At 64.8% G+C, this 25056-nt stretch carries 18 protein-coding genes; 8 read left to right on the top strand and 10 right to left on the bottom strand.

Annotated features, from left to right (window positions below):
- Window positions 1-122: 122 nt before the first annotated feature.
- The 4 genes from BWR02_RS17195 to BWR02_RS17180 form a co-directional block, all read right to left on the bottom strand.
- Complete coding sequence (locus tag BWR02_RS17195; RefSeq protein WP_139559140.1) at window positions 123-1076, bottom strand: YncE family protein; 954 nt, start codon at window positions 1074-1076, stop codon at window positions 123-125.
- A gap of 24 nt (window positions 1077-1100) precedes the next feature.
- On the bottom strand, window positions 1101-1766 hold the full coding sequence (locus tag BWR02_RS17190) for a hypothetical protein (protein WP_139559139.1): 666 nt from the start codon (window positions 1764-1766) through the stop codon (window positions 1101-1103).
- Window positions 1767-2186: 420 nt separating this feature from the next.
- A complete protein-coding gene (locus BWR02_RS17185) occupies window positions 2187-3281 on the bottom strand; it encodes a glycerophosphodiester phosphodiesterase (protein WP_139559138.1) in 1095 nt (364 codons plus the stop codon).
- A gap of 97 nt (window positions 3282-3378) precedes the next feature.
- Complete coding sequence (locus tag BWR02_RS17180; RefSeq protein ID WP_139559137.1) at window positions 3379-3558, bottom strand: hypothetical protein; 180 nt, start codon at window positions 3556-3558, stop codon at window positions 3379-3381.
- 322 nt (window positions 3559-3880) lie between these two features.
- Here BWR02_RS17180 and BWR02_RS17175 point away from each other — a divergent pair, with 322 nt between their 5' ends.
- Together BWR02_RS17175 and BWR02_RS17170 are read left to right on the top strand one after the other, a co-directional pair.
- Window positions 3881-4393 (top strand): hypothetical protein, encoded by a 513-nt coding sequence (locus BWR02_RS17175; protein ID WP_139559136.1) that lies wholly within the window; start codon window positions 3881-3883, stop codon window positions 4391-4393.
- A gap of 110 nt (window positions 4394-4503) precedes the next feature.
- Window positions 4504-4962 (top strand): hypothetical protein, encoded by a 459-nt coding sequence (locus BWR02_RS17170; protein ID WP_139559135.1) that lies wholly within the window; start codon window positions 4504-4506, stop codon window positions 4960-4962.
- A gap of 176 nt (window positions 4963-5138) precedes the next feature.
- Here BWR02_RS17170 and BWR02_RS17165 read toward each other — a convergent pair whose 3' ends face one another.
- Window positions 5139-5543, bottom strand: coding sequence for a hypothetical protein (locus tag BWR02_RS17165; RefSeq protein ID WP_139559134.1), 405 nt, complete (start codon window positions 5541-5543; stop codon window positions 5139-5141).
- Between the two features lie 524 nt (window positions 5544-6067).
- On the opposite strand from BWR02_RS17165, the gene BWR02_RS17160 reads away from it, so the two are divergent.
- On the top strand, window positions 6068-6460 hold the full coding sequence (locus BWR02_RS17160) for a hypothetical protein (protein ID WP_139559133.1): 393 nt from the start codon (window positions 6068-6070) through the stop codon (window positions 6458-6460).
- 71 nt (window positions 6461-6531) lie between these two features.
- On the opposite strand, the gene BWR02_RS17155 is transcribed toward BWR02_RS17160, so the two are convergent.
- Window positions 6532-6720: a hypothetical protein gene (locus BWR02_RS17155; RefSeq protein WP_139559132.1), complete on the bottom strand. Its 189-nt coding sequence runs from the start codon at window positions 6718-6720 to the stop codon at window positions 6532-6534.
- Window positions 6721-6794: 74 nt separating this feature from the next.
- The gene (locus tag BWR02_RS17150) at window positions 6795-8162 is read right to left on the bottom strand and encodes a TrpB-like pyridoxal phosphate-dependent enzyme (RefSeq protein WP_139559131.1); all 1368 of its coding nucleotides are present in this window, start codon (window positions 8160-8162) and stop codon (window positions 6795-6797) included.
- A gap of 122 nt (window positions 8163-8284) precedes the next feature.
- On the opposite strand from BWR02_RS17150, the gene recC reads away from it, so the two are divergent.
- From recC to recD, 3 genes are read left to right on the top strand one after another with little or no spacing between them, the layout of a single operon-like run.
- The gene (gene recC / locus BWR02_RS17145; RefSeq protein WP_236102369.1) at window positions 8285-11620 is read left to right on the top strand and encodes an exodeoxyribonuclease V subunit gamma; all 3336 of its coding nucleotides are present in this window, start codon (window positions 8285-8287) and stop codon (window positions 11618-11620) included.
- On the top strand, window positions 11617-15312 hold the full coding sequence (gene recB / locus BWR02_RS17140; RefSeq protein ID WP_139559129.1) for an exodeoxyribonuclease V subunit beta: 3696 nt from the start codon (window positions 11617-11619) through the stop codon (window positions 15310-15312). The genes recC and recB overlap by 4 nt, the downstream gene beginning before the upstream one ends.
- On the top strand, window positions 15309-17219 hold the full coding sequence (recD, locus tag BWR02_RS17135; protein ID WP_139559128.1) for an exodeoxyribonuclease V subunit alpha: 1911 nt from the start codon (window positions 15309-15311) through the stop codon (window positions 17217-17219). Before recB ends, recD begins: the two co-directional genes overlap by 4 nt.
- A 121-nt stretch (window positions 17220-17340) precedes the next feature.
- Here the strand turns inward: recD and BWR02_RS17130 are convergent, their stop codons facing one another.
- Window positions 17341-19647 carry an FG-GAP repeat domain-containing protein gene (locus tag BWR02_RS17130; protein ID WP_162560209.1) on the bottom strand — a complete coding sequence of 769 codons (2307 nt, stop codon included), beginning with the start codon at window positions 19645-19647 and terminating at the stop codon, window positions 17341-17343.
- A gap of 322 nt (window positions 19648-19969) precedes the next feature.
- A complete protein-coding gene (locus tag BWR02_RS17125; RefSeq protein WP_162560208.1) occupies window positions 19970-21052 on the bottom strand; it encodes a DUF3080 family protein in 1083 nt (360 codons plus the stop codon).
- A gap of 196 nt (window positions 21053-21248) precedes the next feature.
- Between BWR02_RS17125 and BWR02_RS17120 the strand changes: the two genes are divergently transcribed.
- Window positions 21249-21767 (top strand): pyridoxamine 5'-phosphate oxidase family protein, encoded by a 519-nt coding sequence (locus BWR02_RS17120; RefSeq protein WP_162560207.1) that lies wholly within the window; start codon window positions 21249-21251, stop codon window positions 21765-21767.
- The gene (locus tag BWR02_RS21120; RefSeq protein ID WP_201276307.1) at window positions 21743-23995 is read left to right on the top strand and encodes a PEP/pyruvate-binding domain-containing protein; all 2253 of its coding nucleotides are present in this window, start codon (window positions 21743-21745) and stop codon (window positions 23993-23995) included. The genes BWR02_RS17120 and BWR02_RS21120 overlap by 25 nt, the downstream gene beginning before the upstream one ends.
- A 94-nt stretch (window positions 23996-24089) precedes the next feature.
- Here the strand turns inward: BWR02_RS21120 and BWR02_RS17110 are convergent, their stop codons facing one another.
- The gene (locus BWR02_RS17110; protein ID WP_139559124.1) at window positions 24090-24734 is read right to left on the bottom strand and encodes a lysozyme inhibitor LprI family protein; all 645 of its coding nucleotides are present in this window, start codon (window positions 24732-24734) and stop codon (window positions 24090-24092) included.
- Window positions 24735-25056: the final 322 nt, after the last annotated feature.

Genomic DNA, 25056 nt, shown 5'->3' with positions numbered 1-25056 from the left:
CTGAACGGAGCCTCCTGGGCGAGCGCGTGGGAAATGATCCCTGCAAGGTCCCAGCAGGTTAGCTGCGCGGACGGATGGGACGTCAAGTGCATCTCCGTGATCGATGGGCTCCCGCCGTTGGACTAAAGCGTCGTGCAGCGACTGTTTCTTAGGTGCTCGTTTTTGGTCGGTACGATCACGCAGTCGTGATGTCCGCCGAAATTCGGCAGGAAACCGAGTGGTTCGAGCGTATCCTGACGAAAGATGAAGACACCGGCCGACAGGCGCTGGAACCCGCTGAAGATCTGGAACACATACTTGCCATCGTAGCTGACCGACATGGTTTGGCAATCCGGGCCGATATTGACGAACTTCTTGATGATCTTCCAGGTTTTCGTGTCGACGACCACGCAGGAGCTGTTATGCGGTTTGGGGTAGAGCACCGACACGAACATCTTGCTGCCGTCGACCGAGAAGCATAGGTGAAAGGGACTCGGGTATTCGCCCACCCAGGCGGGGTCTTTCACGAACGCGACCTTCTTCCACTTCCGCGGGTCCGGATCCGCGGTATCGAAGACGGCCATGTTGTTCTGCTGAATATTGTTCATCATCGTGTAGTGCGTTCCATCGGGAGAAAATCCCGCTTCGTGTCCCACACACTTGATGTCCTCGAATCGGCACTCCCAGACATCCGGGCCGGATGAAACCTTCGTGATCGGCAGATTGTCGGGCGAACCTTCGGGATTGTGCAGCACACAGACCGGTTCCCAGGTGGTCCGGTCGATGATGATCGACGAAGACAACATGCGGATGATCAGGGAGGACCAGCGATTGCCCGGGTGGTGCACCACCGCATCGAGACCCGTTAGCGCCTTCGGATCGTCGCCCGGCAACTGACCCAGTTCGACCAGATTCTCCGCCATTGGCACCATTTCCCAGTCGATCTTGTTCCCCTTGGTCCCTTCCAGATCGAACTTGCCGGTTTCCTTCGGCTTGATCAGGCGGGTCAGACGCAAGGTACCGCCTTTGGCCCAGTTGTCTTCCAGTGAACCATTGGACGCCTTGCCGATCCAGTCGGCGCGGAAGGCCTGCAGCACCTGTGTCTTTTGATCCAGTGCCGGTCAATCGAAGAAGGCGCAGATATCCTTCTGGCCGTCGGCGGAAGCGAAGCCGCTCGCATCGGGATAGATCGTCGTATGCACCCCGAGGCCGATCCCGGTGCTCTCCGCCACGTCCTCGATCAGAGTCATCGACTGGCCGTCGAAATGCACGCGATAGAGATGATTGCCCTGGCCGAAACGATCAAGGAGACCACGCTCCTTGATCTTGGTATCCAGACCATAAATCATGACGTTATCGCCACCCTGGGTCGAGTTGACGAACTCGAAGCCCCGATACGGATCAGCCGACGGATAGGCGGCCAAGTGATGCGAAATCGGGCAGGTATCGCCATACGTCCAATACGAGATCCACGCCAGGGTTCTCCCTCGGCCGAGATCGACCGCATGCGTGCCTCCCCCGAGTTTCTCCGGCGCGAGGTAGATGTAATCACCCAGGTCTTCCTTGCAGAGGCGCAACTTCGATGCATCGACAACCGCAATCCCGTCCTTGCCGCTGAGATCGGGTGGTGGGCTGGTCCCTGACCAGCCCCGAACATCGGCTTGCGCCGAGTTCACCATCCCCTGCCACCATTGCGCGCCGAGTAGCGCGCCCGTGAAACCGCCAGCGGTGCCGAGGAAAGCGCGGCGGCTGACGGTTAGTCCGTTGTCTTTTTGTTCGGTAGGCATCGCACACCTCTACGTGTCTTCTTCTTGTTGTAACGGGGATGGTTGCGGCGAGTTCCTGCATCGGTCGGTCAAACGATGGGCCCGATTTCGTGAACCAAGTCCACCGTTGGCGGCGGGTGAAACGGCCGGCAACCGCCATCGCTTGAACAACATAGCAGCAAAGGCGGGGGCATGACCAACGAGGAAGGCCAGTTCGTGGCGATACTCGAATGCACATTGTTGCCGGTCAGGGTGATGCCTTCGGTCGCCTGCGACCAGGGTGTGCCGCCGTGGTTTGTGCAACCTAACCAACGCCGCCGCTGTGATACGTCCAGGCCATGAAGCCGACTGTCTGGGAACGTTCAACCGTTAGATTTCGTACTTGAGGGGGTAGCGCATCGATGCCTTGAACCTGCCCGTGCGATGCCGCAGGGCAGTGTCTCAGCGCCTTGAGCAGAGGCCCGGACTGTCGATTAATTGTTGCCGCGCGCTCACCGCAGTGTCCGGGAAATCCGAGAATACGCCGTCGACTCCCAGGCAGTAGAACTGGAGATATTCCTGCAGGGGGTCTCCCCGGTAGTCGGCGGCCAGATAGCCGGGTTCATCGCGCAGGGTCCAGGTATGTACCAGCAGACCGGCCGCGTGAGCCCTGGTGATCAGGTCGGTCGGTGGGAGCAAGCGCCTGCCGGCGTCGCCGACCGTCCTCTCGCCGCCGTCGTCGCTGCGCCGGGCCCCGACGATGTAGCGCTTCCACGGCGACACCCCGTCGGCGTAGGTTGCGATTTCCGCCAGTCCGGCGGCCGTCAGCAGATCGGCGTTGGTGCGCGGGTCACCGGCGACGACGAAGTCGTAGGGTTGTCCCGGTTTCACCGATCCGTCCGCGTTGATGTCGAGCGCGTCGACGAGCTGGATCAGTCGCACCGGTGTCATCGTGCGGAGTTGCTTCAGGTTGGCGGTTTCGAAGGACTGGATGAAGACCGGGGCATCGGCGTTGTTCAAGCCGTTCTTCTCGAGTGCGTCGACCAGCCTGGACTCGAGTTCCAGGCCTTTTGCCTGGTGGTAGATCGGGTGTTTGGTCTCCGGATAAAGGCCGACAGGCCGCTTCCGTGTCCGCGCTTCCGCCTGTGCCAGATCGATGATCTCCTGAAAGGTCGGGATGCGGTATCTGTCGTCAAAATCACCGGGCCGGAGCGGCAGGCGCTGTTTCGCCCACAGAGTCCGGATCTCGGCCAGTGTGAAGTTATCCGCAAACCAGCCGTGCTCGGCCTTGCCGTCGATGATCTTGGTGGTCTTGCGCGCGGCGAATTCGGGACGCTTCGCAACGTCGGTGGTGTCGGTGATGTTGACCTCATGACGCGCGATCAGCACGCCATCCTGCGTGGCGACCAGATCCGGCTCGATGAAGTCCGCGCCCTGTTCGATCGCCAGGCGATACGCGGCGAGCGTGTGCTCCGGCAGGTAGCCGGAGGCGCCGCGGTGCCCGAAGATCAGAGGAATGTCACCATGCAGTGTCGGGAGACCGGGTGTTCGAGTCATTCCGTCAGTCCTTAGGGTGCAATCAGCGAGGCATGCCAGCAGGACGATCAGACCGGCAAGCTCGCGTAGCCGCCACCGGACGCACCGGGCGCGCGTCTCAGGCATCGTGCTGGGATGGTATGGTTTCGCCGGGCGACAGTGGAGCTACCCCGATCCCCCTGGCGTGCATGCCCTTTGGGCGATCGGCGGGAGCGGAGTCGGGCAGGACGGACAGGGCCGCAAATGCGAGGTTCCTGCGCAACAACAAGCTGGCAGCATTCAGCGCGCGGGTGGACATTGCGGTCTCCTGGTGAGTGGGTCGGAACGCGAGTCTAGCCGTTCGACTCGCCGCGCCTGACTTTCGCTGTTGGTTCGCCCTGCCGTCAAGCGCCGGATGGCAATCAGTGCCTTCGCTGACGTGTCATAGGAAATCGCGGGGGCGAAGCACGCCCGTCGTTGCGTTGGTACATCCCGCATTGATGCGCGCGCGATCCGAGCGCATCCTAATGCGTGCGAGGCATCCGATCTGGGCGGCCTGGCGTGGGTTGGTTGCGGATGGTCGGCATGTTCCGTGTCCGCAACCGCCGTTTTGCGGATTCAATACCTGAAGGAAGCAGCAGATGCGAGATTCAAGCGACCGCTGGGGGCAGCGGCTGACGATGACGGCGATCGCCTTTGGTTTCCTGGCGGGGTGTACCACCTATAACCCTGCCACGGGCCAGAACGAAATCGACTACGGTGCCACCGCCGGCGTGGCCGGCGCCGCACTGGGCGCAGCCGCACTCGGTGTAGCCCTAAGTAACAACGACGACGATCGCTACTACTATGGCGGGCCGGGCTATTACGGCGGAGGGGGAGCCTACTACGGCGGCGGACGGCGCGGCTATGCGGACGTCGACGTCAATCGGAATGTCAGCGTCTACAACAACCAGCAGAAGGTCAACTCCTACAACCGGGTCGACAAGAACAACCGGGTGAATGCCGCGAAAGTGAATCGCGCTGACATCGACCGCAGCAAAGTGAATCGCGCCAACATCGATCGGAGCAAATTGAATCGAAACACAGCCAACCGGCCGACCCGGAGCGGTGGGGGTGGACGAGGTGGCGCGGCACGCGCGGGCCGGCATCGGTGAACCCTGGGAATCAGCAATCCGCCGGCGACACCTGCACAGGGTCGGCGGGGAAACACCCAATCCCCCACCTTTTTCAAGGATCAATCGTCATGTGGAAATCCGTTACGGCTTTGGCGCTGCTCACTGGCCTGATGCCGGCCCCTGCCAATGCAGAAGAGGCACCGGTTGCTGCGCCGTCACTCAAGTTTGAGCGCGCCTTGGGCAAGGTCGACCAGAAGGTCGCCAAGTTAATGGGAGAGAAATCCCAGCAGGCGCTGAGGCTGATGGCCGAGGCGGCGGTGCTGTCCGACTACTGCGCCGCGGTCAACCTGGACCAGCGCAGATTCAAACAGGAATTCGATGCACTTGCTGCCGGGACCGACGCGGAAAAACGCCCGACGGCCGAACAGCGGAAATTCGAGAACCTGCTTTCGATGTATTTCGGCGTGTACGTTGGCATTCTGGTGGCCGAGGGCACGGATCGTCGCGGCGAATTCTGCGGATTTGCCGAGCAGGCGCTGAAGGACCAAAGGCCGATCAGCCGGTTCTGGCTGACGACCAGCGGAGTCGCCTCGACCCCGAAGCCTTGAGCCACGGCCGGCCGTCTCGTGACACCGGTGTCCCGGGGCTTCGGCTTGCTTGGGGGCGGGAGGCCCCCTGCTTCCCCTCGTCGCGGCCGGATCGGCGAGCAGCGAGGGGAAGTGGAGCCGGGGTGGCCCAGCGCGTTAGCGTGGGCCTGCCCCAAGATCGATCGTGAAGTCGCGCCTTATTTCGGCAGTTCGATCGGCGGCGGGGTCAGCATGCCCACCAGACTGCAGTCGAGTGCGTATTCGACGTCGATGATTTCGACCTTGGCCCGGTCGTACGGGTCGTACGTTTTCCCTGGGCCGTTCAGGAAGCCCAACACCCTGCCCTTGAGGTCTACAACCCTTTTCGGGTTGTCCTGGACCTTGATATCGTAGGGATCATTCGGAATGAGCTTGAACTGTCCGGCAAGCTTGGCATCGGTGATCTTGAACACGATCTTGTCCCAGTGCCGGCACGCGGGCGGAACGATCGGAGCGGGGGGAGGCGGAATGATCGGCTCTGCAGCCGATGCCAGCCCGGAAGCGAGGAGCGATGCTGCCAGCGCCGCCGATGTCAGCGCGCTGCGAAAAGTCATGCTTTTCATGATGAACCTCTTGGCTTGAATGTATAACAAGGCGCGCGAAGTGGCGGGATGGAGCGATTCGCTCATCGCCTTGATTTAACCGTTATCGCGCTGTGCCACTTCTGCCTCTCCGCACCGCATGCAGCTTTGCCTATCGGTTTGAAGCCGGCGTTCGGAGTGCGGTGGGAAGTTTGTGGGTGTATTGGCGGAAGGTGAATCCGTGTGATTACCTACTACTTTTAATTGGCTATCCGATGGGTGTATTGCTCGCGGATTACCATGTCATTCAACGTGAGATTCGCGGTATGTCCATCGGATAGAGTAGCCGCCAGAGTAGGCGTCGACGGACTCGTGGTCCAAGGCAAGGGAGTTGCACTGGAGGCGCTGCCGTACGGGTATCGAACCTCGGGTTCGCGCATGAAAGGCACCGAGTAGTCCGGGAGAGATGACCGCGGTATAGGTCTCTGATAGTATGAAGGTCCAATTAACGAGACGCAGATTACGGTGGTCCTTGTTGAAGTAATCCGTTTTATCGAGTGGCAGATATGAGTTACAAAGCGAGTCTAGTCAGATTGGCGATCAGGTTGACACCGAATGTGTTGATCGTGTGGGGTGCCAATATCGTTCTCAGAGGGGTCGCGAAACTGACCGCCTTTAATTTCGATCTTGACGCGCGGAAGGTGTATGTTCAGGCAACGCTGGCAGGTGAGTCGGAGCCGATCGAACTTTGGGTCGAGGACTTTTCAGTCATCGGTGACGGCAAACCCTACCGGTTTGTCATCGAACAGGCAAAATCGAACCGTCTGTGGCTGGATAACCTTATGAGCCGGTTTATCAGGAAGCCGATTAAAATACCCGATGTGCCGCAACTGGCTTCCCATCTGGCTCTGGTATCCGAATTGCTCAAACCCAAGGGGATCGATGAGAACCCAGCCTGACTGACGCCGGTCGTGCGGTGAGGCGCCCGTTGCGGGCGAGCGGATGCCCTTCGACGTCAGTACGGTGGCAGTCAGAAGAAGCTGCGGCGCCAGTCCAGAAAATAGGCTTCGAACCTACCCTGGGCTGCGCCGAGGCGATTCTTGATGCCCGATGTGCCCGCTGACAGCAGCGCCGACGCGAGCGGCAGCGCGACGATCAGGGCGAGACCCGCCAGCAGTGTCCCCGTCACGAAACCGGTCAGGATGTCTTGCGCGTCCATGACGGTCCTCCGTCGAGTTACTCAAAGCCTTCCTCAAGCGTAGTGGGCGTCGCGCTTTCTGTCCTGAGCGGTCTTCAGGGTGTCGTGACCGAGGGCAGGCCGGCCAGCGCCATCGCGAGTTCACCTTCGTCGTAGGTCTGGTCGGTGAGTTGGCCCGCGAAATAGTCCATGTAGGCCTGCATGTCGAAGTGGCCGTGACCGCACAGGTTGAACAGGATGGCGCGGCTGGTCCCTTCTTCCTTGCAGCGCAGCGCTTCGTCGATGGCCCCGCGCACTGCATGATTGGCCTCCGGCGCGGGTAGGATGCCCTCCGTCCGGGCGAATAGCACGCCGGCTTCGAAGCAGGCCAGCTGCAGGTAGGCCCGGGCCTCGATCAGTCCGAGCTGCTGCACATGACTGACCAGCGGCGCCATGCCGTGATACCGCAGCCCCCCGGCATGGAAGCCGGGCGGCGTGAAGGTGGAGCCGAGCGTATGCATCTTGGTCAGCGGCGTCAGATGCGCGGTGTCGCCGAAGTCATACGCATATTCACCCCGGGTCAGGCTCGGGCAGGCGGCCGGTTCCACGGCGACGATGCGGATGCTGCGTCCCCCGCGCAGTTGCGCGCCCAGGAACGGAAAGGCGATGCCGGCGAAATTCGACCCGCCGCCGGTGCAGCCGACGATGACGTCGGGATAGTCGTCGGCCAGTTCCAGCTGAGCGATCGCTTCGAGGCCGACGACGGTCTGGTGCAGCAGCACGTGGTTGAGCACCGAGCCGAGCGCATAGTTGGTGTCGTCGCGTTGCGCGGCGACCTCCACCGCCTCGGAGATGGCGATGCCCAGGCTGCCGGGGTGATCCGGACGCTGCGCGAGAACGGCACGGCCCGCGGCAGTGCGGTCCGACGGGGAGGCGGTGCAGGTCGCCCCCCAGGTCTCCATCAGGGCCCGGCGGTAGGGCTTTTGTTGGTAGGACACCCGGACCATGAACACTTCGACCTCGACGCCGAACAGCGCGCCGGCGAAAGCCAGCGAGGACCCCCACTGACCCGCGCCGGTTTCGGTCGCGATCCGCCTGATGCCGGCTTCCCGGTTGTAGAATGCCTGCGGGATTGCCGTGTTGGGTTTGTGGCTGCCGGCCGGGCTGACGCCCTCGTACTTGTAGTAAATCCGTGCCGGCGTATCGAGCGCCCGTTCCAGCCGCCGGGCCCGATACAAGGGACTGGGCCGCCACTGACGATAAATGTCGCGGACCGGGGCGGGAATCTCGATGTCGCGTTCTGTCGACACTTCCTGCTCGATCAGCGTCATTGGAAACAGGGGCGCGAGGTCGTCGGGTCCGAGCGGTCGGTGTGTGGCCGGGTGCAGCGCCGGTGGCGGTGGCGCGGGCAGGTCGGCGACGATGTTGTACCAGGACCGGGGCATCCGGCTCTCGTCGAGCAGGTATTTGACGGGCTCGCTCATGGGGGTTCCCTTCGACCAGAAAGTTTTGCCGGGGCGGCCAGGAGCCGCCGCGTTCGGCCGCATTGTAACCGAGGGGCCGGAGCCCGGCCGCGACCATCACTCTACAGAAAGGGATCGCGACGTTGCTGAGGCTGTATTTCTCCAACCGGTTTGAAGTCTTGCGCGAGCGTCTGTTCGAGGTTCTCGCAACCGCCCCGGCCGATCCGTTCGTAGCGGAGCAGATCATCGTGCCGGGCACGGCCGTCCGGCGGCGGCTCGAAATGGACTACGCCGACCGCTTCGGAATTTGTGCACAGGTCCGCTTCGGCTACTTGGCGGAGTGGGTGTGGCGCCAGATCGCCCTCGTCATCGACGTGCCGGAGGCATCGCCGTTCGATGCCGAACGCCTGAGCTGGCGGATCTTCCGGGCGTTCGGCGACACGGAACTGGTCGCTCCGCATCCGCGGCTGGCGTCCTATCTGGGCAAGTCCGATCCGGTCATGCGCTACGATTTTGCCCAACGGTTGGCGCGGCAACTGGAACAGTACATTACCTATCGACCCGACTGGCTCGAGGCCTGGACGGAGGACCGGTTGGTTTTGGGCGGCCCCACGGAGCGCGAGTCGGCTCCGGATGAGGTTTGGCAGGCCGCGCTGTGGCGGCACCTGACCCAGGAGTTGGCGATCGGTCCCGAACATCCATCGGCGCGGTTTCTGCGGCGGCTGGGAACGTCCGGGAATGGACCTGCGCCCGGCGCCGACCGGCTGAGCCCCGCCGCGCTGTTCTGCCTGCCGACGATCCCGCCCTTGTACCTCGACATTCTGGCGCGGGTCGCCGAGCGGGTCGACTTGTCCTTGTACGTCATGAGTCCGTGCCGCGAATACTGGCATGACCTCGTCGACACGAAGCGGCTGGCTCGGCTGAAGGCTACTGGTCGGCTCGACTATCAGGAGGTCGGGCATCGGCTGCTGGCAGGATGGGGACGCCAGACGCAGGCCTTCCTCGCCTTGCTGCATGAGCGCACAGAAGGTCGCGGTCTCGAACAGGAAGACTACGTCCCGTCACGGCGAAACTCGCTGCTGGCCGCGCTGCAGGATGAAATCCTGACGCTGAGCCGCGCCTCAGGCCCGGCTGTGTCCGACTCGGATCGAAGTCTCGAAATCCATGTCTGCCACTCGCTGACCCGCGAACTGGAGGTGTTGCATGACCAGTTGCTGGACATGCTGGCCGGACCCGGGGATCTCGCGCCGGCGGATATCCTGATCGTGATGCCCCGCCTGGAAGAGGCCGCAACCCTGATTCACGCCGTGTTCGGCACCGTACCGGATGAGCGGCATATTCCTTATGCGGTGACCGGACTGCCGCGAGTCGAGGCCAACCCGGCGGCCGCGGCACTGCTGGCCTTGCTCGCGTTGCTCGATTCCCGCTTCGAGGCCAGTGCCGTCTTCGACCTGCTGCGGCGCCCGCTGGTCAGCGCCCGGCTCGGGCTGGACGAGGAGGCGCTCGAACGGATTCGCGAGTGGATCGTACAGTCGGGCATCCGCTGGGGTCTGGATGCAGAGCAGCGGGCGGCATTGGGGCTGCCGGAATCCGACCGGAACAGCCTGCGCGATGGCCTGGACCGGTTGTTCCTCGGCTACGCGGCGCCGCAGCGCTCGGCGCCGCTCGCCGGGCGGCTGCCGGCAGGCGACGTCGAAGGTGCGGCCGCGCAGGTTCTCGGCATCTTCGACGATTACATCGCGGCGCTCGAAGCCGCGCGGCGCGAGAGTCTGGACCCCGCCAATGCGGACACCTGGCGGCAGCGCCTGGAGCGCTGGATCGAGGCCCTGCTGCCGGTCGACAGCCAGAGCATTCATGACATCACCGAGGTCCGCCGCGCGATCACCAGCCTGTGCGACGATCTTGCTTCCGGTGCGCCGCAGGAATTGCTGAGTCTGGACGTCATTTCGGCGGCGCTCACCGAGCGCCTCGAAGACCCGGTTCGGGGCGCCCTGCCGTGTGGATCGGTCACCTTTGCCGGCATGACGCCGCTGCGCGGGCTGCCCTATCGCGTCATCTGCGTCCTTGGGCTCAACGACGGCACTTTTCCGGTGGTCGCGCGTCCCGAGGAATTCGATCTGCTCGCGGTGGCGCCGCGCCTCGGCGATCGCCAGCGCCGGGACGACGATCGCAACGTTTTTCTGGACCTGGTGCTGGCCGCCCGCGATCGCCTGTATCTCAGTTACACCGGCTGCAGCATACGGGACAACAGCGCGCTGACGCCCTCCATCCTGTTGGCCGAGCTGCTCGATCACGCGAGCGCGCTGCTGGCAGGCGCCGACGCGTCCGATCAGGACCTCGACGCGGCGCGCCGTCGGTTGATGGTGCATCACCCGCTGCAAGCCTTCTCCCGGGCCTATTTCTGCGCGGATGACGGATCGGATGCACGCCTGTTCAGTTACGCCACCGAGTACCTGTCCAGCGTAGCGAGCACACCGGAAACGCGAACCGGACGACCGGTTTCACATGAACCCGACACCGAGGAGGATGACGATGAGTCACAACCGGAGATCGGCGCGCCGTTCTTTGTGCGGCCGCTGCCCTGGCCGGAGGAAAGCCCGCGGGAGTTGTCACTGGACGACCTGAAGCGGTTCCTGCGCAATCCCTGTGGTTACCTGTTGCAGCATCGTCTCGACCTGACTCTGCGAGCGTCCGACGAGGAACTGGCCGACGACGAACCCTTCGAGCCCGAGTACGGCCAGGCAGCCGTGCTCGCCGAACGCCTCCTGTTGGAGCTCCGGGTCGGCGCGAGCGCAGCGGATGTCGCCGCCCTCGCTGCTGCGGCAACCGAGTATCCGGACGGGGCATATGGCGATGCGCTGCGTGACCTGGAACTACCCCGGATGCTCTCGTTCGGGCAGGCGGTCGTCCATCTGACGCGCGAGGAACCGCTCCCCCCGGTTGCGGCACGGCTGGAGTTGGCGATCGGCGACGAGCTGTGGATCTTGCACGGGTCGCTGCACGACTTGCGGTCCTACGGGCTCGTCCGATGGCGCTACGATGACACCCGACCGATCGACTATCTGAACGGCTGGCTCGACCATCTGTTGCTCAGCGCCGTGGCCCCGGCCGGCGCAGCCCAGCAGACCCTATGGCAGTCACGCAACGGGTGCTACCGGCTAAAACCCTGCGATACCGCGCAAGCGTGTCTGGCGGCGCTCGTCGCCGCCTTTCGGGACGGACTGTCCGAGCCCTTCCGTTTTTTTCCGAAGAGCGCCTGGGCGTATGTCGAGGCCCTGCCGAAAGGGCGCGACGCGGCACTGGCCGCCGCTCGCAAACGCTGGAGGCCCAACCATGAAGGCCGGGGCGAAAGCACGGGCGCGGCTTACCGGTTGGCCTTGCGTGGCGTCGACGACCCGTTGGACGAGACCTTCGAGCATGCCGCGGCCACCGTATTCGGCCCTCTGCGCGACCACCTGGACGACGAGCGCCTGCGATGACGGTTTTCACCGCGCTGGATGTATTTCGCGTCCCGCTGGACGGGATCAACCTGATCGAAGCGTCGGCGGGAACCGGCAAGACCTGGACGATTTGCGGCCTGTACCTGCGCCTGCTGCTGGAGCAGGCGCGCACGGTCGATCGGGTTCTGGTCGTCACCTTCACGAACGCGGCCACGGCCGAATTGCGCGACCGCATCCGTCGGCGGCTGGTCGAGACGCTGCGTCACCTGCGGGACCCTGCGGGCGGGCCTCCGGCGAGCGACCCGTTCACGGCCGATCTGTTGACGCATCTCGAAGTCGAACTCGGGCTCGAGCGGGCCGACCTGGCCGCGCGACTCGAACTCGCCCTGGAAACCTTCGACGAGGCGGCAATCCATACGATACATGGGTTTTGCCAGCGGGCGCTGGCCGAAATCCCGTTCGCGGCCGGATCGCCGTTCCAGGTCGAATTGGTCACCGATGACGCGCAGATGATCCAGCAAGCGGCGAACGATTTCTGGCGCCGGCACGTTGCCGTCGCCGGTGGGCCGGAGGCGGCCGTTACGCGAGAGCTGGCGGCGGCGCTGGCGAACGCCAAGGACAACCCGGAGAAGTACGCCCAGCTGCTGCGTCGTGCGCTGGCCAAGCCTCTGGCTCCCCGCCTGTGGCCGAACGACCTCGATAAGGCGCCCGCACCCGATGCGGCGCCACTGACCGATGCCTATGTCCGGGCTCGGGCGATGTGGGCGGCCGAGGCGGAGGCAATCGACCAACTCCTGACCAGTGCGCTCGGTCAGCTCAATGGGAACAGCTACAACGCGGCCCGGCTTGCGAAGTGCCGTGACGCCTGGGAGGGCTGGTTCGCGTCGGCGGACGCCATGGCTTACTCAGCCGTGATGGAGTCCAAGGAAGGCGAACTCTATCGTCAGCGCGTCCTGCTGCTGCGCACGAAAAAGAACTGCACGGCGCCAGCCCATCCGTTTTTCGGGGTGGCTGACGATTTGCTGAATGCCTGTTCCGACTATGTGGCTGCGTTGCGCGCGGCGCGGCTGCGTCTGTTGCGGCAGCTGGTCGAGGGGGTGCCGGATGAATTGCGTCGGCGCAAACGGCAGGACCGGGTCGTGGCCTTCGACGACATGCTGTTCAACCTCCATCAGGCGCTGGTTTCGGGCGAATTTCCCTGGCTGGCCGATGCGCTGCGCCGCCGCTTTCCGGTCGCGTTGATCGACGAGTTCCAGGACACGGATCCGCTGCAGTTCGACATTTTCCGCGGGCTCTATGCGGCGGGCGAGGCCGGGGCGGGGCCGTTGTTCATGGTCGGCGATCCGAAGCAGGCGATCTACGGCTTCCGGAATGCCGATCTGCACACCTACCTGGGGGCGCAGTCGCTGGCGTCCGGGCGTTACACGCTGGGCGAAAACCAACGCTCGGTCGAGGGCCTGATCGCCGGTTGCAACGCGCTGTTCGGAATGAATCCGAGGGCCTTCCTGCTCGATGGCATCGACTATCGTCCGGTGCGCAAGGGCCGCAAGCCCGTTCCCGAACTGGTCGATGCCAACGCAACGCCGCGCGCGCCATTGCAGGTCTGGCTGCTGCCGCGCGATGGGGAAGGCGCCTGGATGACCCGGGCCGGTGCAATCGAGCAGTCGGGTCTGACCGTTGCCGCCGAGATTGCGCGCCTGCTCGCTGACGGGCGCGCGGGTCGACTGACGATAGATGGGCGCGGTGTGCAGTCAGCCGATATCGCTGTTCTGGTGCGCAGCCACAAGCAGGGACGGCAGATGCGGCAGGCCCTGGCGGCCTGGGGTGTGGGCAGCGTCGAGTTGTCCCAGGCCAGCGTGTTCCAGACAGCGGAAGCCGAGGAACTGGAGCGGTTGTTGATGGCCATCGCCGAACCTGCCAACGAGCGCCTCGCGAGGGCGGCGCTGGCGACCGAACTGCTCGGTAACGACGCGGCAGCGCTCGCTGCAATGAACAGTGATGAAGCGACTTTTTTCGAGCATTTGCAGCGTTTTTCGGACTACCGATCGCTGTGGGATCAACGGGGTTTCCCGATGATGTTCCGCAAGCTGCTGCGCGAGGAAGGCGTGCAACAGCGGCTGCTGGGGCTCGAACGGGGAGAGCGACGACTGACGGATTTGCTGCATCTGGCCGAACTGCTGGCTGAAGCCGCCGCCGGGCACAACTCGGTGGAAAGCCTGTTGCGCTGGCTCGGCGCCAACCGTCGCGAGCGCTCCGGTGCCGACGCGGCGCAGCTGCGCCTCGAGTCGGATCGTAACCTCGTGCAGATCGTCACGATCCACAAAGCCAAGGGTCTCGAGTACCCGATCGTCTTCTGCCCGTTCCTGTGGGATGGCTACAGCCGGTTGTCCAGCGACACCCCGGATCTGATCGAATACCACGAGCCCAGTGGCAGTGCGGTGCTCGATTTCCGTCCGGACAGCCGCAGTGACGATGCGTTGAAGGCGCTGCGCAAGCGCGAGTCCGCGGCTGAAACGGTGCGGATGATCTACGTCGCGATGACCCGCGCGGTGCACCGTTGCTATCTGATCGCCGGCTGTTATGCAGCATCGAGTCAAGGGCGTTCCGGTTTCAAGGAGAGCACTCACAGCATGCTGAACTGGCTGGTCTGCGGCGCCGGGTGCGCGCCGGAGCAGTGGGCTGATTCGAAAAAGGATACGGCCGAGATCGAGGCCACCTGGCTCGGTCTGGCCGAAAAGCAGGCCGGCTACTGCAGGGTCGACGTCCTGCCCGATCTGAGCGGGCAACCCTCGCTGGGCGGCGAGCCGGAGCGGATGCGGCTGTCGGCGCGGCCGGCGCCCGGGCCGCGTTTGCCATCATGGAACCGGAGCAGCTTCAGCAGCCTGATCCGGAATCTGAGTCCGGAGGTCACCGTTGCCGACCACGATGTCGGCGTTGAGGTCGAGGAACTGCCTGACCGCGAAATCCATGACCTGCCCGCATCGCATGACATTCTGGCCTTTCCGCGCGGTGCCGCGGCCGGCGAGTGCATCCACCATCTGTTCGAGCACGTCGATTTTAGCGATCCCGGCGGTTGGGAGGCTGCGATCGGGGCGGCGCTCGCGGCCCACCCACAGGGTACGGCGACGGTGGACTCCGAGATCCTGCGCGCGCAGCTGAACGGCATGCTGCATGACGTATTGCGCACGGATCTGGGACAAGGCTTCAGCCTCGGGGGGATCGGCCTGCCGCAGCGTCTGACCGAACTCGCCTTCACGCTGCCCGCCCGGGGTCTGCGACCCGATACGCTGAACCGTTTTCTGATCGATCATGACTACCCGGTCGGCCGACTCGATTTCGAGACGGTCAGCGGCTACCTGAGCGGCGCGATCGACCTGGTGTTCGTGCAGGGCGGACGCTACTACCTGCTCGACTGGAAATCCAATCATCTCGGCGCAACCGTGGACGATTACGCGCCGGCGCGGCTGAGTCAGGCGATGACCGAGCATGCTTACCGTCTGCAGTATCTGATCTACGCCGTGGCCTTGCAGCGCTTGCTGCGGCGGCGTGTTCCCGACTACGACCATGAGCGGCATTTCGGGGGTGTCTACTACCTGTTCGTGCGCGGTGTCCGTCCCGCCTGGAGGACGGCGCAGGGAGCGGCGGGCGTTTTCTACGACCGCCCGTCCGCCGCGAGTCTCGATGCATTGGATGCTCTGATCGGACGGCACGAGACGGACCGCTCAACATGAATCCAACTGACACGGTCACGCCGTCGCAGCAAGCGCTCGCCGAGGGTTTCGCCCGCCGTCTGGTTCGCTGGGCCAGGGCGATCCACCCGGAGTTCGCCGCGGTCGAGGTGGTGAGCGAGGCGGCCCGGCAAGTGTGTCTGGCAATGGGCGACGGCCATGCCTGTACGGATCTCTCGCTTCTCTCCGGGCGACTGGGGCGCGAGCCGGCGGCGATCGAGGCGATTTTGCTCGAATCCCGAGTGGTCGGACGTCCCGATGATCGCGAGCCACTGCCGCTGGTGCTCGATGCTGAGGGGCGCCTGTATCTCTACCGCTACTTCGATTACGAGCGCCGGCTGGCCGCTGCCCTGCTGCGCTTGGCGAAACGACCGGCGGGGAGGGTGGAAGTACCGCCTGCGGCGCGTACGACCCTGGCGGAACTCTTCGGGACATCGGACACACCGGCGGCCGACTGGCAGAAGATCGCCGCCGCGCTGGCACTGCTCGGGCGTCTGACGATCATCAGCGGCGGCCCCGGCACCGGCAAGACGACGACGGTCGTGAATCTGCTTGCCTGTCTCTTGGCCGCCCAGCCCGAGTGTCGCATTGCCCTTGCCGCACCCACCGGAAAGGCTGCGGCGCGTCTATTGGCAGCACTACAGGAACGGGCCGAGCAGCTGCCCGCCGCGCTGCGGCAAGCCCTGCCGCAGAGTGCGTCCACGATCCATCGCCTGCTCGGTGTACTTCCGCAGGGCGGCTTCCGGCATCATGCGGAGCATCCGCTGGCGGTGGACGTGCTGGTCGTCGATGAAGCCTCGATGCTGGACCTGGCGCTGGCGGTGAGGCTGGTCGAAGCCATTCCGCCCGGTGCCCGGCTGATTCTGCTGGGTGACAAGGACCAGTTGGCGGCGGTCGAGGCCGGCGCTGTGTTCTCGGAACTGGCTGCCGACCCGCGTCTGTCACCAGCCACGATCGACCAACTGGCCGAACTCACCGCCACACCGCCGGAAGCTATCGCATCCCCACCGTGTGTCCGGCCGACGCCGCTTCACGATCGCGTCCTCTGGTTCAGTCGCAATTACCGATTTCACGCGGAGTCCGGAATCGGCCGTCTGGCCGGCTATGTCAACCGGGGCGACTGGGATGCAACGCGGGTCTGGCTGGAACGCGGCGATGATGAGAGCGTGCGCTGGCTGGACCGGCGGGATGCGGCGGCGGATGGCGCGATGGTGGCCGGACTGCTGGACGGATATCGGACGTTCCTGGATGCGCTGCAGATGAATTCGAACGATCCCGCTGCGGCACTCGATGCCTTCGGCCGGTTCCGGGTGCTCTGCGCCACGCGGTCATCCGCCCGCGGTGTGGCGGCCTTGAATCGCGCTCTCGCCGCCGAGTTCCGCCGGCGGCTGGCTCATCGCTTCGACACGCGCGCGCACGCCGACTGGTTTCCCGGGCGGCCCGTGCTGATTCTGCGCAACGATTATGCGCTGCGACTGTTCAACGGTGACATCGGCATTGCTCTGGCTGACGCCGCCGGCGCCCTGCGCGTCCACTTTCCGGACTCCGCCGGCGCGTATCGGGCGATACCGCCGCTGCGCTTGCCGGAGCATGAGACGGCCTTTGCGATGACAGTGCACAAATCCCAGGGTTCCGAGTTCGAAGCGGTGGCCCTGGTGTTGCCGGGCAGGCCGCTGCCCGTGGTGACACGCGAATTGCTCTACACGGGCATCACCCGTGCCCGGCAACGCGTCGATCTGTTGGCCGGAGCCACAGTGCTTGCCGCAGGAATCGCCACAGCGACGCGGCGCCATTCCGGGCTGATTGCGCGCTTGAATGAGGAGGCTGGCGCTTCGGCTGATCCGGCCAATGCAAGCCCGCGGACCGCAGGGAGCCGCAGCCGACCTTCGGTCGAGGAGTTCGGGCCGTAGCTCGGGCCCAGGGAATTGCGCGATAAGGGTTGGCCGGGCTGAGACGGCAACCCACCGGCCGGTCTGGATGATCTAGAGAGCCGCCCGCCGGATGCATGACCGGCGGGCGGTTGTCCTCGCCTTACTGGCTGAAGAAGGTGCTGATGAGGTTTCTCGGGCCGCTTGCGACCGCGAGATCCGGTACGCCGTTGCCGTTGAAATCGCCGCTGACCAGCGCCGGAAGTGTGCCGCCTGCAGCCACGCCGACGGCCTGTCCGAACGTGCCTTTGCGACGACCGAACAGGATCCTCAAACGTCGCGCTGCCCCGTCGTCGCTCGCCATTGCCAGGTCCAGGATGCCGTCGAGGTTCAAGTCGACCGCTGTCAGGGCAGTGAGCTTGGCGCCCGCGTCATACGCTACGGCGGCTCGGTAGCCTCCGCGGCGAGCCCGCATCAGGACGCTGACGTCGCTGCTGTCATGGTTTGCCACCGCAATGTCGAGCCGCCCGTCGCCGTTGAAATCCGCGATTTCCAGTGCCTGCGGGCTCGTGCCGACGGCAGGGCTCTGGGCGCCGAGCTGAAACTGACGGGTCCGGAGTTGGCTGAGCACGCTGACCGTGTTGCCCGAGCGGTTGGCCACGACGATGTCCAGTCGGCCGTCCCGGTTCAAATCCGCAATCTTCAGCGCGACAGGCTCGTCACCCACTGCGTAGGTCGCCGCAGGAAACAGGTTTCCCGATGCTCCTCGCCGATATACGGTAACCGTGTCTTCGGCCGGATTTGCCATCACGATGTCGGGCATTCCATTCGCATCCACATCGACCAGGGCGACCGCTGAGACTGACTTGTCGGTGAACGTCCGCCGACTTACGAAGTTGCCATCGCCGTCGCCGAGCATCAGTGCCATACCGCCGGTGCCGGCGACGGCAATATCCTGTATCCCGTCGCGACTGTAGTCGCCGACCGCGACGAATGTGGGTTCCGTGATCTCGGCCGGCAGCGTCACCCTGCCTGGCGTCCCGAATACGGCGGCATCGCGCGTGCCCTTCAGAACGCTGAGGTCGTTGCTGCCGCGGTTCGCGACGATGAGATCCAGGATCCCGTCGCGATCGATATCGCTGCTGGCGATCGACGATGGGTTCGTGCCGGTCGCGCTGTTGGCCGAGCGCTGCAAGGCCCCGGCCGATGGTTTGACGCTCAGGTTCTTCAGGATGCTGACATCGTGTGGGGTTACCTGACCGAGAAAGCCCTGGTTGGCCGTCGCAATTTCCGGCAGCCCGTCGCGATTCAGGTCGGCTACCGCAACACCGTTGGCGTTGAAGCCCGTACCCATCGTGACCCGGGTGCCGAAGCTGCCATCGCCGATTCCGGGCAGAACGCTCACCGCGTCCGAGACGCCGTTGCCCGTGACCACATCGAGGATGCCGTCGGCGTCGACATCCGCGAGTACGACCGACCGGACCTTGAGCGAAGGCGCCACAGTTGGGCCGGCAGTAAAGTTGCCATCGGCAGTGCCGAGCAGAACGCTCAGGGTGCCGAAGTTGCCGGGACCGTCGATACCCTGGTTGGCCGTGATGATGTCCAGGATGCCATCCCGGTTGATATCCCCGACGGCAATGCCCTCCGGGTCCACGCCAACCGAGTGACTTACCGGTGCCGCGAAAGTGCCGTTGCCTTGTCCGCGAAACTCGAGGATCGCCGCGGACGTCTGATCGGCAACGAACAGATCGAGGATGCCGTCGCGGTTGGTGTCCGCCGCCGTGACGAATGACGGTCTGGCGGTATCCGGGATGCCCGGGATCTCGGTCGCGTCCCCGAAGGTGCCATCCCCATTACCGGACATGATCTTCAAGGCATGCCCGACTTCGATCGCAACGGCCAGGTCGGCCTTTCCATCCCGATTCAGGTCGCCGACGGCAATACCCTTGGGACAGTCCTGCGCACCCGTGGTGACCGGGTAGTCGGTTTTTGGCAGTACGCCGCCGTTGCCATCACCGAGCAGCACGCTGACATCGAGACTGTTGCAGTTGACGGTCGCCACGTCGGGTTTCCCATCGGCGTTGAGGTCACCGGTCGCCAGATTCCAGGGCCGCGAACCACGCACGGCCGGGGCGGGGGTGCTGCCCACCAGAACGCCCGCGGCTGCGCCGAATGTTCCCCCGGCCTGTCCCAGCAGGATGCTGATCCGGTCGTCGCGGAAATCGGCGGACACCAAATCGAGCCGACCGTCCCGGTTCAGGTCCACCAGAGCGACCGCGCGCGGCGTATGCCCCACGGTGTACGGAACCTGAGTATCGAATTGCGGGGTACCCGCATGAACAGCGCCAGCACCCGTCGCGAGCGCCATCAGAATAGCCGCGCGTAGCGATTGGCCACGGTGCACAGGCAGGCCTGCCGGAGCCTCACGATGCGGACTGGTTGCAAACGATCCCGTCTTGATTGTGTTCATTGGTATGGTCGGTTGTTGAGCAGAAGGCAGTCTTGCTGGTCGCACGGTGTCGAATGACGGACTTTGACTATCGGGCGGTCGAGCGGGAAGCCACCGGCCCAGCCGTCCTTGTGTCCGCGGCATTGGCCGACGACAGCAATTCGCAACGATCAAAAGCACGCCGCATGCCAGTTAGGTCTAACGGTGCCGTTCGCCTTGCTCTACGCGCCTTTGCCGACGTCTGGCAACTCGGGCGGACGGCATCATGTAAAGAATTCCGACAGTTCTCACACGCCTGCCGCAGCGGGCTCTGCAATGCGCAGATTCGGCCGTCGAGCCAGCGCTAGCGAAGATCGTCCGGCCCCTGCGGCATCAGGCCGCAGTGTGTCAGCACGGTTTGCCACGACCGTGTATGGTCCTTGAGCGCCGCATCGAAACTCCGCCAAAGTCCGTCCCGGGTCTCCGGGTTGAGCCAGCGATCGTAGAAGTCGCCGTAGGTGCCTGGTGCTGCCGCCGTTTCGATGCGACGCAGAGCGTGGAGTTGCTCGAGTAGCGGACCGCTCTGTCGGTGCAGCACGCTGAGGTAGGGCTGTATCCCGCCCGCGTAGAACTTGACGAAAACGTTGAACAGATACTCGCCGCGTTGGCTTTTCTTGCCCATCGGGCACAGCCGGTTTGCGTCGGCGGTCTGGCGCAGCACGTCGTCTGCTTGCGACAGGTAGTGCCGGCTCAGTTGCAGGCCGTGCAGCAGCTTGCCGACGGATTTTTGCGCCTGAAGCGCATACAGTTGTTGCTCCAGTGGCGCGTCGGCGATGCGTTCCGGATGGTCCATCAATTCCTTTCCCAGCAGTGTGAGCCGGTCCAGCGCAAGTTCCGTTTCCGCCAGCGCCAGCGACTCGCGCCGCTGCAACGGTGGTGTGCCTGTACTCAGCAGGGTGCGGAACTCCGGGCCGCCAAAGGTGGCATTCCAGAACGTACGCGGCAGATTGGCTTCCTTGATCTGCCGGATGGCGACCACCTGATCGATGAACTCTCGGTCCTGGTCCTGGCTGGCAAGCAACTGGCTTTCGCAGGCGCGAATACGGGCGAGAAAGTTCGCTTCGTACAACAGCCGTCCGCTGGCGGCCTGTACGCGGCCGAGAGAACTGTTGCGCTCGCTCACCGCCTGCAGCAGTTGGCATTCGCCGAGCGACAACAAGGTCAGAAAGCCGACCCGAACTTCCTCTTCGGGCAGTACGCTGTCCCTGGGGCGCGGATACGGCGGGATCGGTTCCATCTCCGTGACGGAACGCGGCTCGAAGCCGGTGACATTGACGAGTCGGTCGACATAGTCCCGATACATCGCTTCGGGATCCTGGCTGCGGGTGCAGCCCAGAAGCATCCCGATGACGATCAGTGCAACAATGTTCCGCAAGAAGGGTCTCATGGCGGTCTGCATGAGCGGTCAGACCGGGGTGCCGCGCAAAGGTTTAGCCGCAGCGCGGAGCCGTCGCGGCTTTACGGCTTCGCCGTCCCGCGGCCCCGGTGCGGCAGCCCGAGGCTGCTAGCCGGCTCCCTTCCCGGCCGAACGAGCGCCGCTCCGGATGATTGCCGGCCCGAATCACATTGTTCTCCATGACGCCATGAACATTATCGACGAGCCCGTTCCCGGGATCGAATGGAGCCCGGCCCCATCGGTCGACAATCCGAGCCCGGAACTGGGCGAGCGGATCGGGCGCTTGCTGGCCTCGCAGCCGTTTGCCGTCCTCTGCACGCAAGGCGGGGGGCAGGCCTACGGTGCCCTGGTGGGCTTCGCCTATTCGCCGTGTCTCACGGCACTCGCGTTTTCGACCCCGATCACGACCCGAAAGTACCGGCTGCTCGAAGCATCGTCGCAGATCGCCCTGGTCGTGGACAGCCGCAGCCGGCATCCGGACGACATGATGCAGGTCGAAGCGGTGACGGTCACCGGCCGCGCCATGCGACTCGCGGAGGATCAGGCGCGCGGCGAGTGGGCGTCGCAGATCGGTGTGCGGCACGCGTACCTGCGCGATTTTCTGAAGGCGCCGACGACGGCCGTCTTCCGGGTCGATGTTTGCCGCTATTTTTACGTCGCGCGCTTTCAGGAGGTCACGCAATGGGTTCCGGGCCCGACTGGCTGATCGACCTCACGAGCCCCGCCGCCAGGGTGGAGCACCGGGTCGGCGGCAAGGCGGCCCATCTCGCGCGCCTGAAGCAGGCAGGCTTCCCGGTGGTCGGTGGGTTTTGTATCGCCGCCGACGCCTACGAGTGCTTCGTGCAGGAAAGTCAGCTAAAGACGATCATCGCCATGGAACTGCAGCGCAAACCCTTCGAGGCGATGCGCTGGGAGGAACTCTGGGACGCCGCATTGCGCATTCGTTCCGCCTTTTTGTGTGCCCCGGTTCCGGCCGCGTTGGTGGCCGGTGTGGAATGGGCCCTGCAGCAGCGGGCCGCGCCGCACGGCTGGGCAGTGAGGTCGTCGGCGCCCGGTGAAGACTCCCCGGCCGCCTCGTTCGCCGGACTGCACGAATCGGTGCTGCCGGTTCACGGAAGCGCCGCGGTTGTCGATGCCATCCGCACGGTCTGGGCTTCGCTTTGGTCGGATGCGGCCCTGCTTTACCGGAGGGAACTCGATCTGGACCCCCGCCGTAGCCGCATGGCGGTGCTGCTGCAGCCCTTCGTGCGCGGCGCTCCTTCCGGCGTCGCCTTCGGCCGCGACCCGATGCGGCATGATGCGGATCGCGTGGTCATCGAGGCAGTGCCGGCCCTGTGCGGCGATCTCGTCGATGGAGCCATCGAGCCGGACCATTGGCTCCTCGACAGGGGAACAGGAGAGATCGTCGACCAGCGCCTCGTGCGAGGCACCGATGGCCGCAGCGCGCCGGCCCTGTTACCGGATCAGCTCGACGCGATTCTCGCGGCGCTGCTCGCCGTGGAGCAAGCGACGGGCTGGCCGGTGGATATGGAATGGACCTGGCATGAGGGCGAACTGATCCTACTGCAGGCCCGGCCCCTGACCGTGCGCAACGAGACCCCCGACGACCGACGTCCCTGGTATCTGTCCCTGAAACCGTCGAAGGAACGTTTTCAGCGGCTCGCCGAGCGGGTCGTGGGAACGCTGATTCCGGAGTTGACCGCGACCTGCGAGCGGCTGGCCGGGGAGCCTCTGGATGCGCTGAGCGATGGCGCGCTGGCCTCGGCGATCGACCGGCGCCTGACCGAAGTCGAACGCTGGACGCGCATCTACACCGAAGACTTCATCCCGTTCGCGCATGGCGTGCGTCAGTTCGGTGTTTACTACAACGACCTGCTGCGGCCCGCGGATCCGTTCGAATTCGTGTTGCTGCTGTCGGGTCAGGATTTCCTCGCCGGCCAGCGGGACGAGAGCATGCGCCGCCTCGCCGCTGCCGTCTCAGGGCATGCCGCGCTACGGACTGCACTGCGTGAGCTCGAGGGTCGGGGGATGGCGTGGAACGACGCAACGCGCCAGCGGCTGCGCGCTCTTCCGGGCGGTGTGGCGTTCCTGGCGGATTTCGAAGCGCTGTGCCGGGATCATCTCGACTTCGTCTACGAGGGCACGCGTCTGGCCGACAGCCACGGAATGGTGCTGCATGCGCTGCTCGAACTCGGCACGCAGCCGTCACTCCGGGTGCCGGCCGCCGCGGATGTCGAGCTCGAGCGCCGCTATCTCGCCGCTGCAGGTCCGAAAAGACAAGCGGAAGCGAGCGATTTACTCGCTCTGGCCCGTCTGAGCTGGCGCTTGCGTGACGACGACAACATCCTGGTGGGACGCCTGGAAAGCCAGCTCGCGCGGGCCGCGGAGGCAGGTGCGGAGCGGCTCCGGCGCAGCGGACGGTGCAGCGGAGCCTTCGTCTACAGCACGACGCTGGCGGGTGAGATCGCGGCGGCGCTCCGCAGCCAGCACGGCGTGTTCATCGCCGCGCGCGGTTCGGCGACGGGACCGGCCGATGACGCAGCTGCGCGGAACGGCCGGCGTCGGGCACGTCAGTTAATCGGTCAGCCGGCGGCGCCGGGCCTGGCCGCCGGCACGGCACGCCTCGTTCGTCATAGTGACGATCTGATGGCATTCAGCCGCGGCGACGTCCTCATCTGCGACGCCATTCAGCCGACCATGACGCATCTGGTGCCGCTCGCGAGCGCCGTCGTCGAGCGTCGCGGCGGCATGTTGATTCACGGTGCGATCATCGCCCGCGAACTCGGGATTCCCTGTGTCAGCGGCGTCGAGCCGGCGATGCGCGACATCCGCAATGGCGACCGGATCACGGTCGATGGCTATCTGGGCATCGTCACGCTGGGAGAAGCCGAATTCGACCTGGAACGGACGGCGGGAGAACCAGGTTGCGCCTGAGCCGCCGCTGGGTCGCTCGGGTGATGCCGGCGGAGGCTTGACGCGATCCGGGCGCGGACGGTGTCGGACACCGTCGCGTTCATCCCCCCGGCTGTTACCGCGCCCGGCACTGCAAGTCTTCGGTGTTGCCGGTCGCGACGTTCAACCAGTTCACCTTCACCTCGTTGTTTCTGTGCACGAGGCTGACGTTCTGCCCTTCGTACTTCCCTTCCTCCACCGGTCCCACCTGCCACAGCGTCACGGTGCGGTCGCCGCGTTCGAGGCGTATCGTCGCCGGATCGGTGGCGAAGAAGTTCGCCACAACCTCATTCGCCGGGTTGTTCTGGCAGGCATAGAACACCGTCTTTGGCGTCACCAAGCGCCATACCGACTGCAGTTCCGTCGTACGGATCCTGTATTGGCCTTCCACGCACGCCTTCACCGAGTTCGCGGTCCAGCTCGCGGTCAGCCAGGTCGGCGAGCCGCTCTGCGTCTTCCAGCAGTCGTCCCGACCCTTGATCCAGCCGCGCTGTTCGGTGCGCAGGTCCGACAGCAGCTTGCCCTTCGCCTTGGCTGATGCGGCCTTGTAGACCTGATCCAGCTTGCGGTCGAGCGCCGCCAGCGACGCATCGCTGCAAATCAATTTCTGCACCTGTCCCTGCGCCTTCGCGCAACTGAATGCGGGGCTTTCCGCCAAGGCCGCCGCCGGGAGGCCGAGTGCGCAGAGGAGAGCCGCGGCCCACTTCGTCGATTCGTGCATGATGTAGTGACTCCGGGTTGGTGCCGGGGATGTGGCTTTCTGCCCGGCGGACCCTGCGATCGGGTGCGTCGGACCGGGCGGATGACTAACAGACGCGCATGCGACCCGGCTCGCCGGGGAGCGAGAATGGGCCAGCGGCGGGGGGTGTGTCAATGTCCGGGCTGTCCGGGTGGGGGCAGCGGGAAAGCGACCGGCACAGCGGCTGATCGGGCGGGCGTTCGAGCGGGGGCGTGGTCCCCCGGGATTGTGTCCCGGGGGTTACTGCTGGCGATTCATCCCCGCATCGCGGGAACGCTCCCGCCCGGTCTGCCGCCGCAGACGA

The sequence above is a fragment of the Methylotetracoccus oryzae genome, from assembly GCF_006175985.1.
Classification (GTDB): domain Bacteria; phylum Pseudomonadota; class Gammaproteobacteria; order Methylococcales; family Methylococcaceae; genus Methylotetracoccus; species Methylotetracoccus oryzae.
This window is presented reverse-complemented; position numbering and strand designations above follow the sequence as displayed.

Excerpts from the sequence above, each read along its gene's own strand:
- BWR02_RS17125 (WP_162560208.1), bottom strand. The coding sequence starts at position 21,052 with ATGAGACCCTTCTTGCGGAACATTGTTGCACTGATCGTCATCGGGATG.
- BWR02_RS17155 (WP_139559132.1), bottom strand. The coding sequence starts at position 6,720 with ATGGACGCGCAAGACATCCTGACCGGTTTCGTGACGGGGACACTGCTG.
- BWR02_RS17130 (WP_162560209.1), bottom strand. The coding sequence starts at position 19,647 with ATGAACACAATCAAGACGGGATCGTTTGCAACCAGTCCGCATCGTGAG.
- BWR02_RS17160 (WP_139559133.1), top strand. The coding sequence starts at position 6,068 with ATGAGTTACAAAGCGAGTCTAGTCAGATTGGCGATCAGGTTGACACCG.
- BWR02_RS17185 (WP_139559138.1), bottom strand. The coding sequence starts at position 3,281 with ATGACTCGAACACCCGGTCTCCCGACACTGCATGGTGACATTCCTCTG.
- BWR02_RS17150 (WP_139559131.1), bottom strand. The coding sequence starts at position 8,162 with ATGAGCGAGCCCGTCAAATACCTGCTCGACGAGAGCCGGATGCCCCGG.
- BWR02_RS17165 (WP_139559134.1), bottom strand. The coding sequence starts at position 5,543 with ATGAAAAGCATGACTTTTCGCAGCGCGCTGACATCGGCGGCGCTGGCA.
- BWR02_RS17175 (WP_139559136.1), top strand. The coding sequence starts at position 3,881 with ATGCGAGATTCAAGCGACCGCTGGGGGCAGCGGCTGACGATGACGGCG.
- BWR02_RS21120 (WP_201276307.1), top strand. The coding sequence starts at position 21,743 with ATGGGTTCCGGGCCCGACTGGCTGATCGACCTCACGAGCCCCGCCGCC.
- recB (WP_139559129.1), top strand. The coding sequence starts at position 11,617 with ATGACGGTTTTCACCGCGCTGGATGTATTTCGCGTCCCGCTGGACGGG.
- recD (WP_139559128.1), top strand. The coding sequence starts at position 15,309 with ATGAATCCAACTGACACGGTCACGCCGTCGCAGCAAGCGCTCGCCGAG.
- BWR02_RS17180 (WP_139559137.1), bottom strand. The coding sequence starts at position 3,558 with ATGTCCACCCGCGCGCTGAATGCTGCCAGCTTGTTGTTGCGCAGGAAC.
- BWR02_RS17190 (WP_139559139.1), bottom strand. The coding sequence starts at position 1,766 with ATGCCTACCGAACAAAAAGACAACGGACTAACCGTCAGCCGCCGCGCT.
- BWR02_RS17120 (WP_162560207.1), top strand. The coding sequence starts at position 21,249 with ATGAACATTATCGACGAGCCCGTTCCCGGGATCGAATGGAGCCCGGCC.
- BWR02_RS17110 (WP_139559124.1), bottom strand. The coding sequence starts at position 24,734 with ATGCACGAATCGACGAAGTGGGCCGCGGCTCTCCTCTGCGCACTCGGC.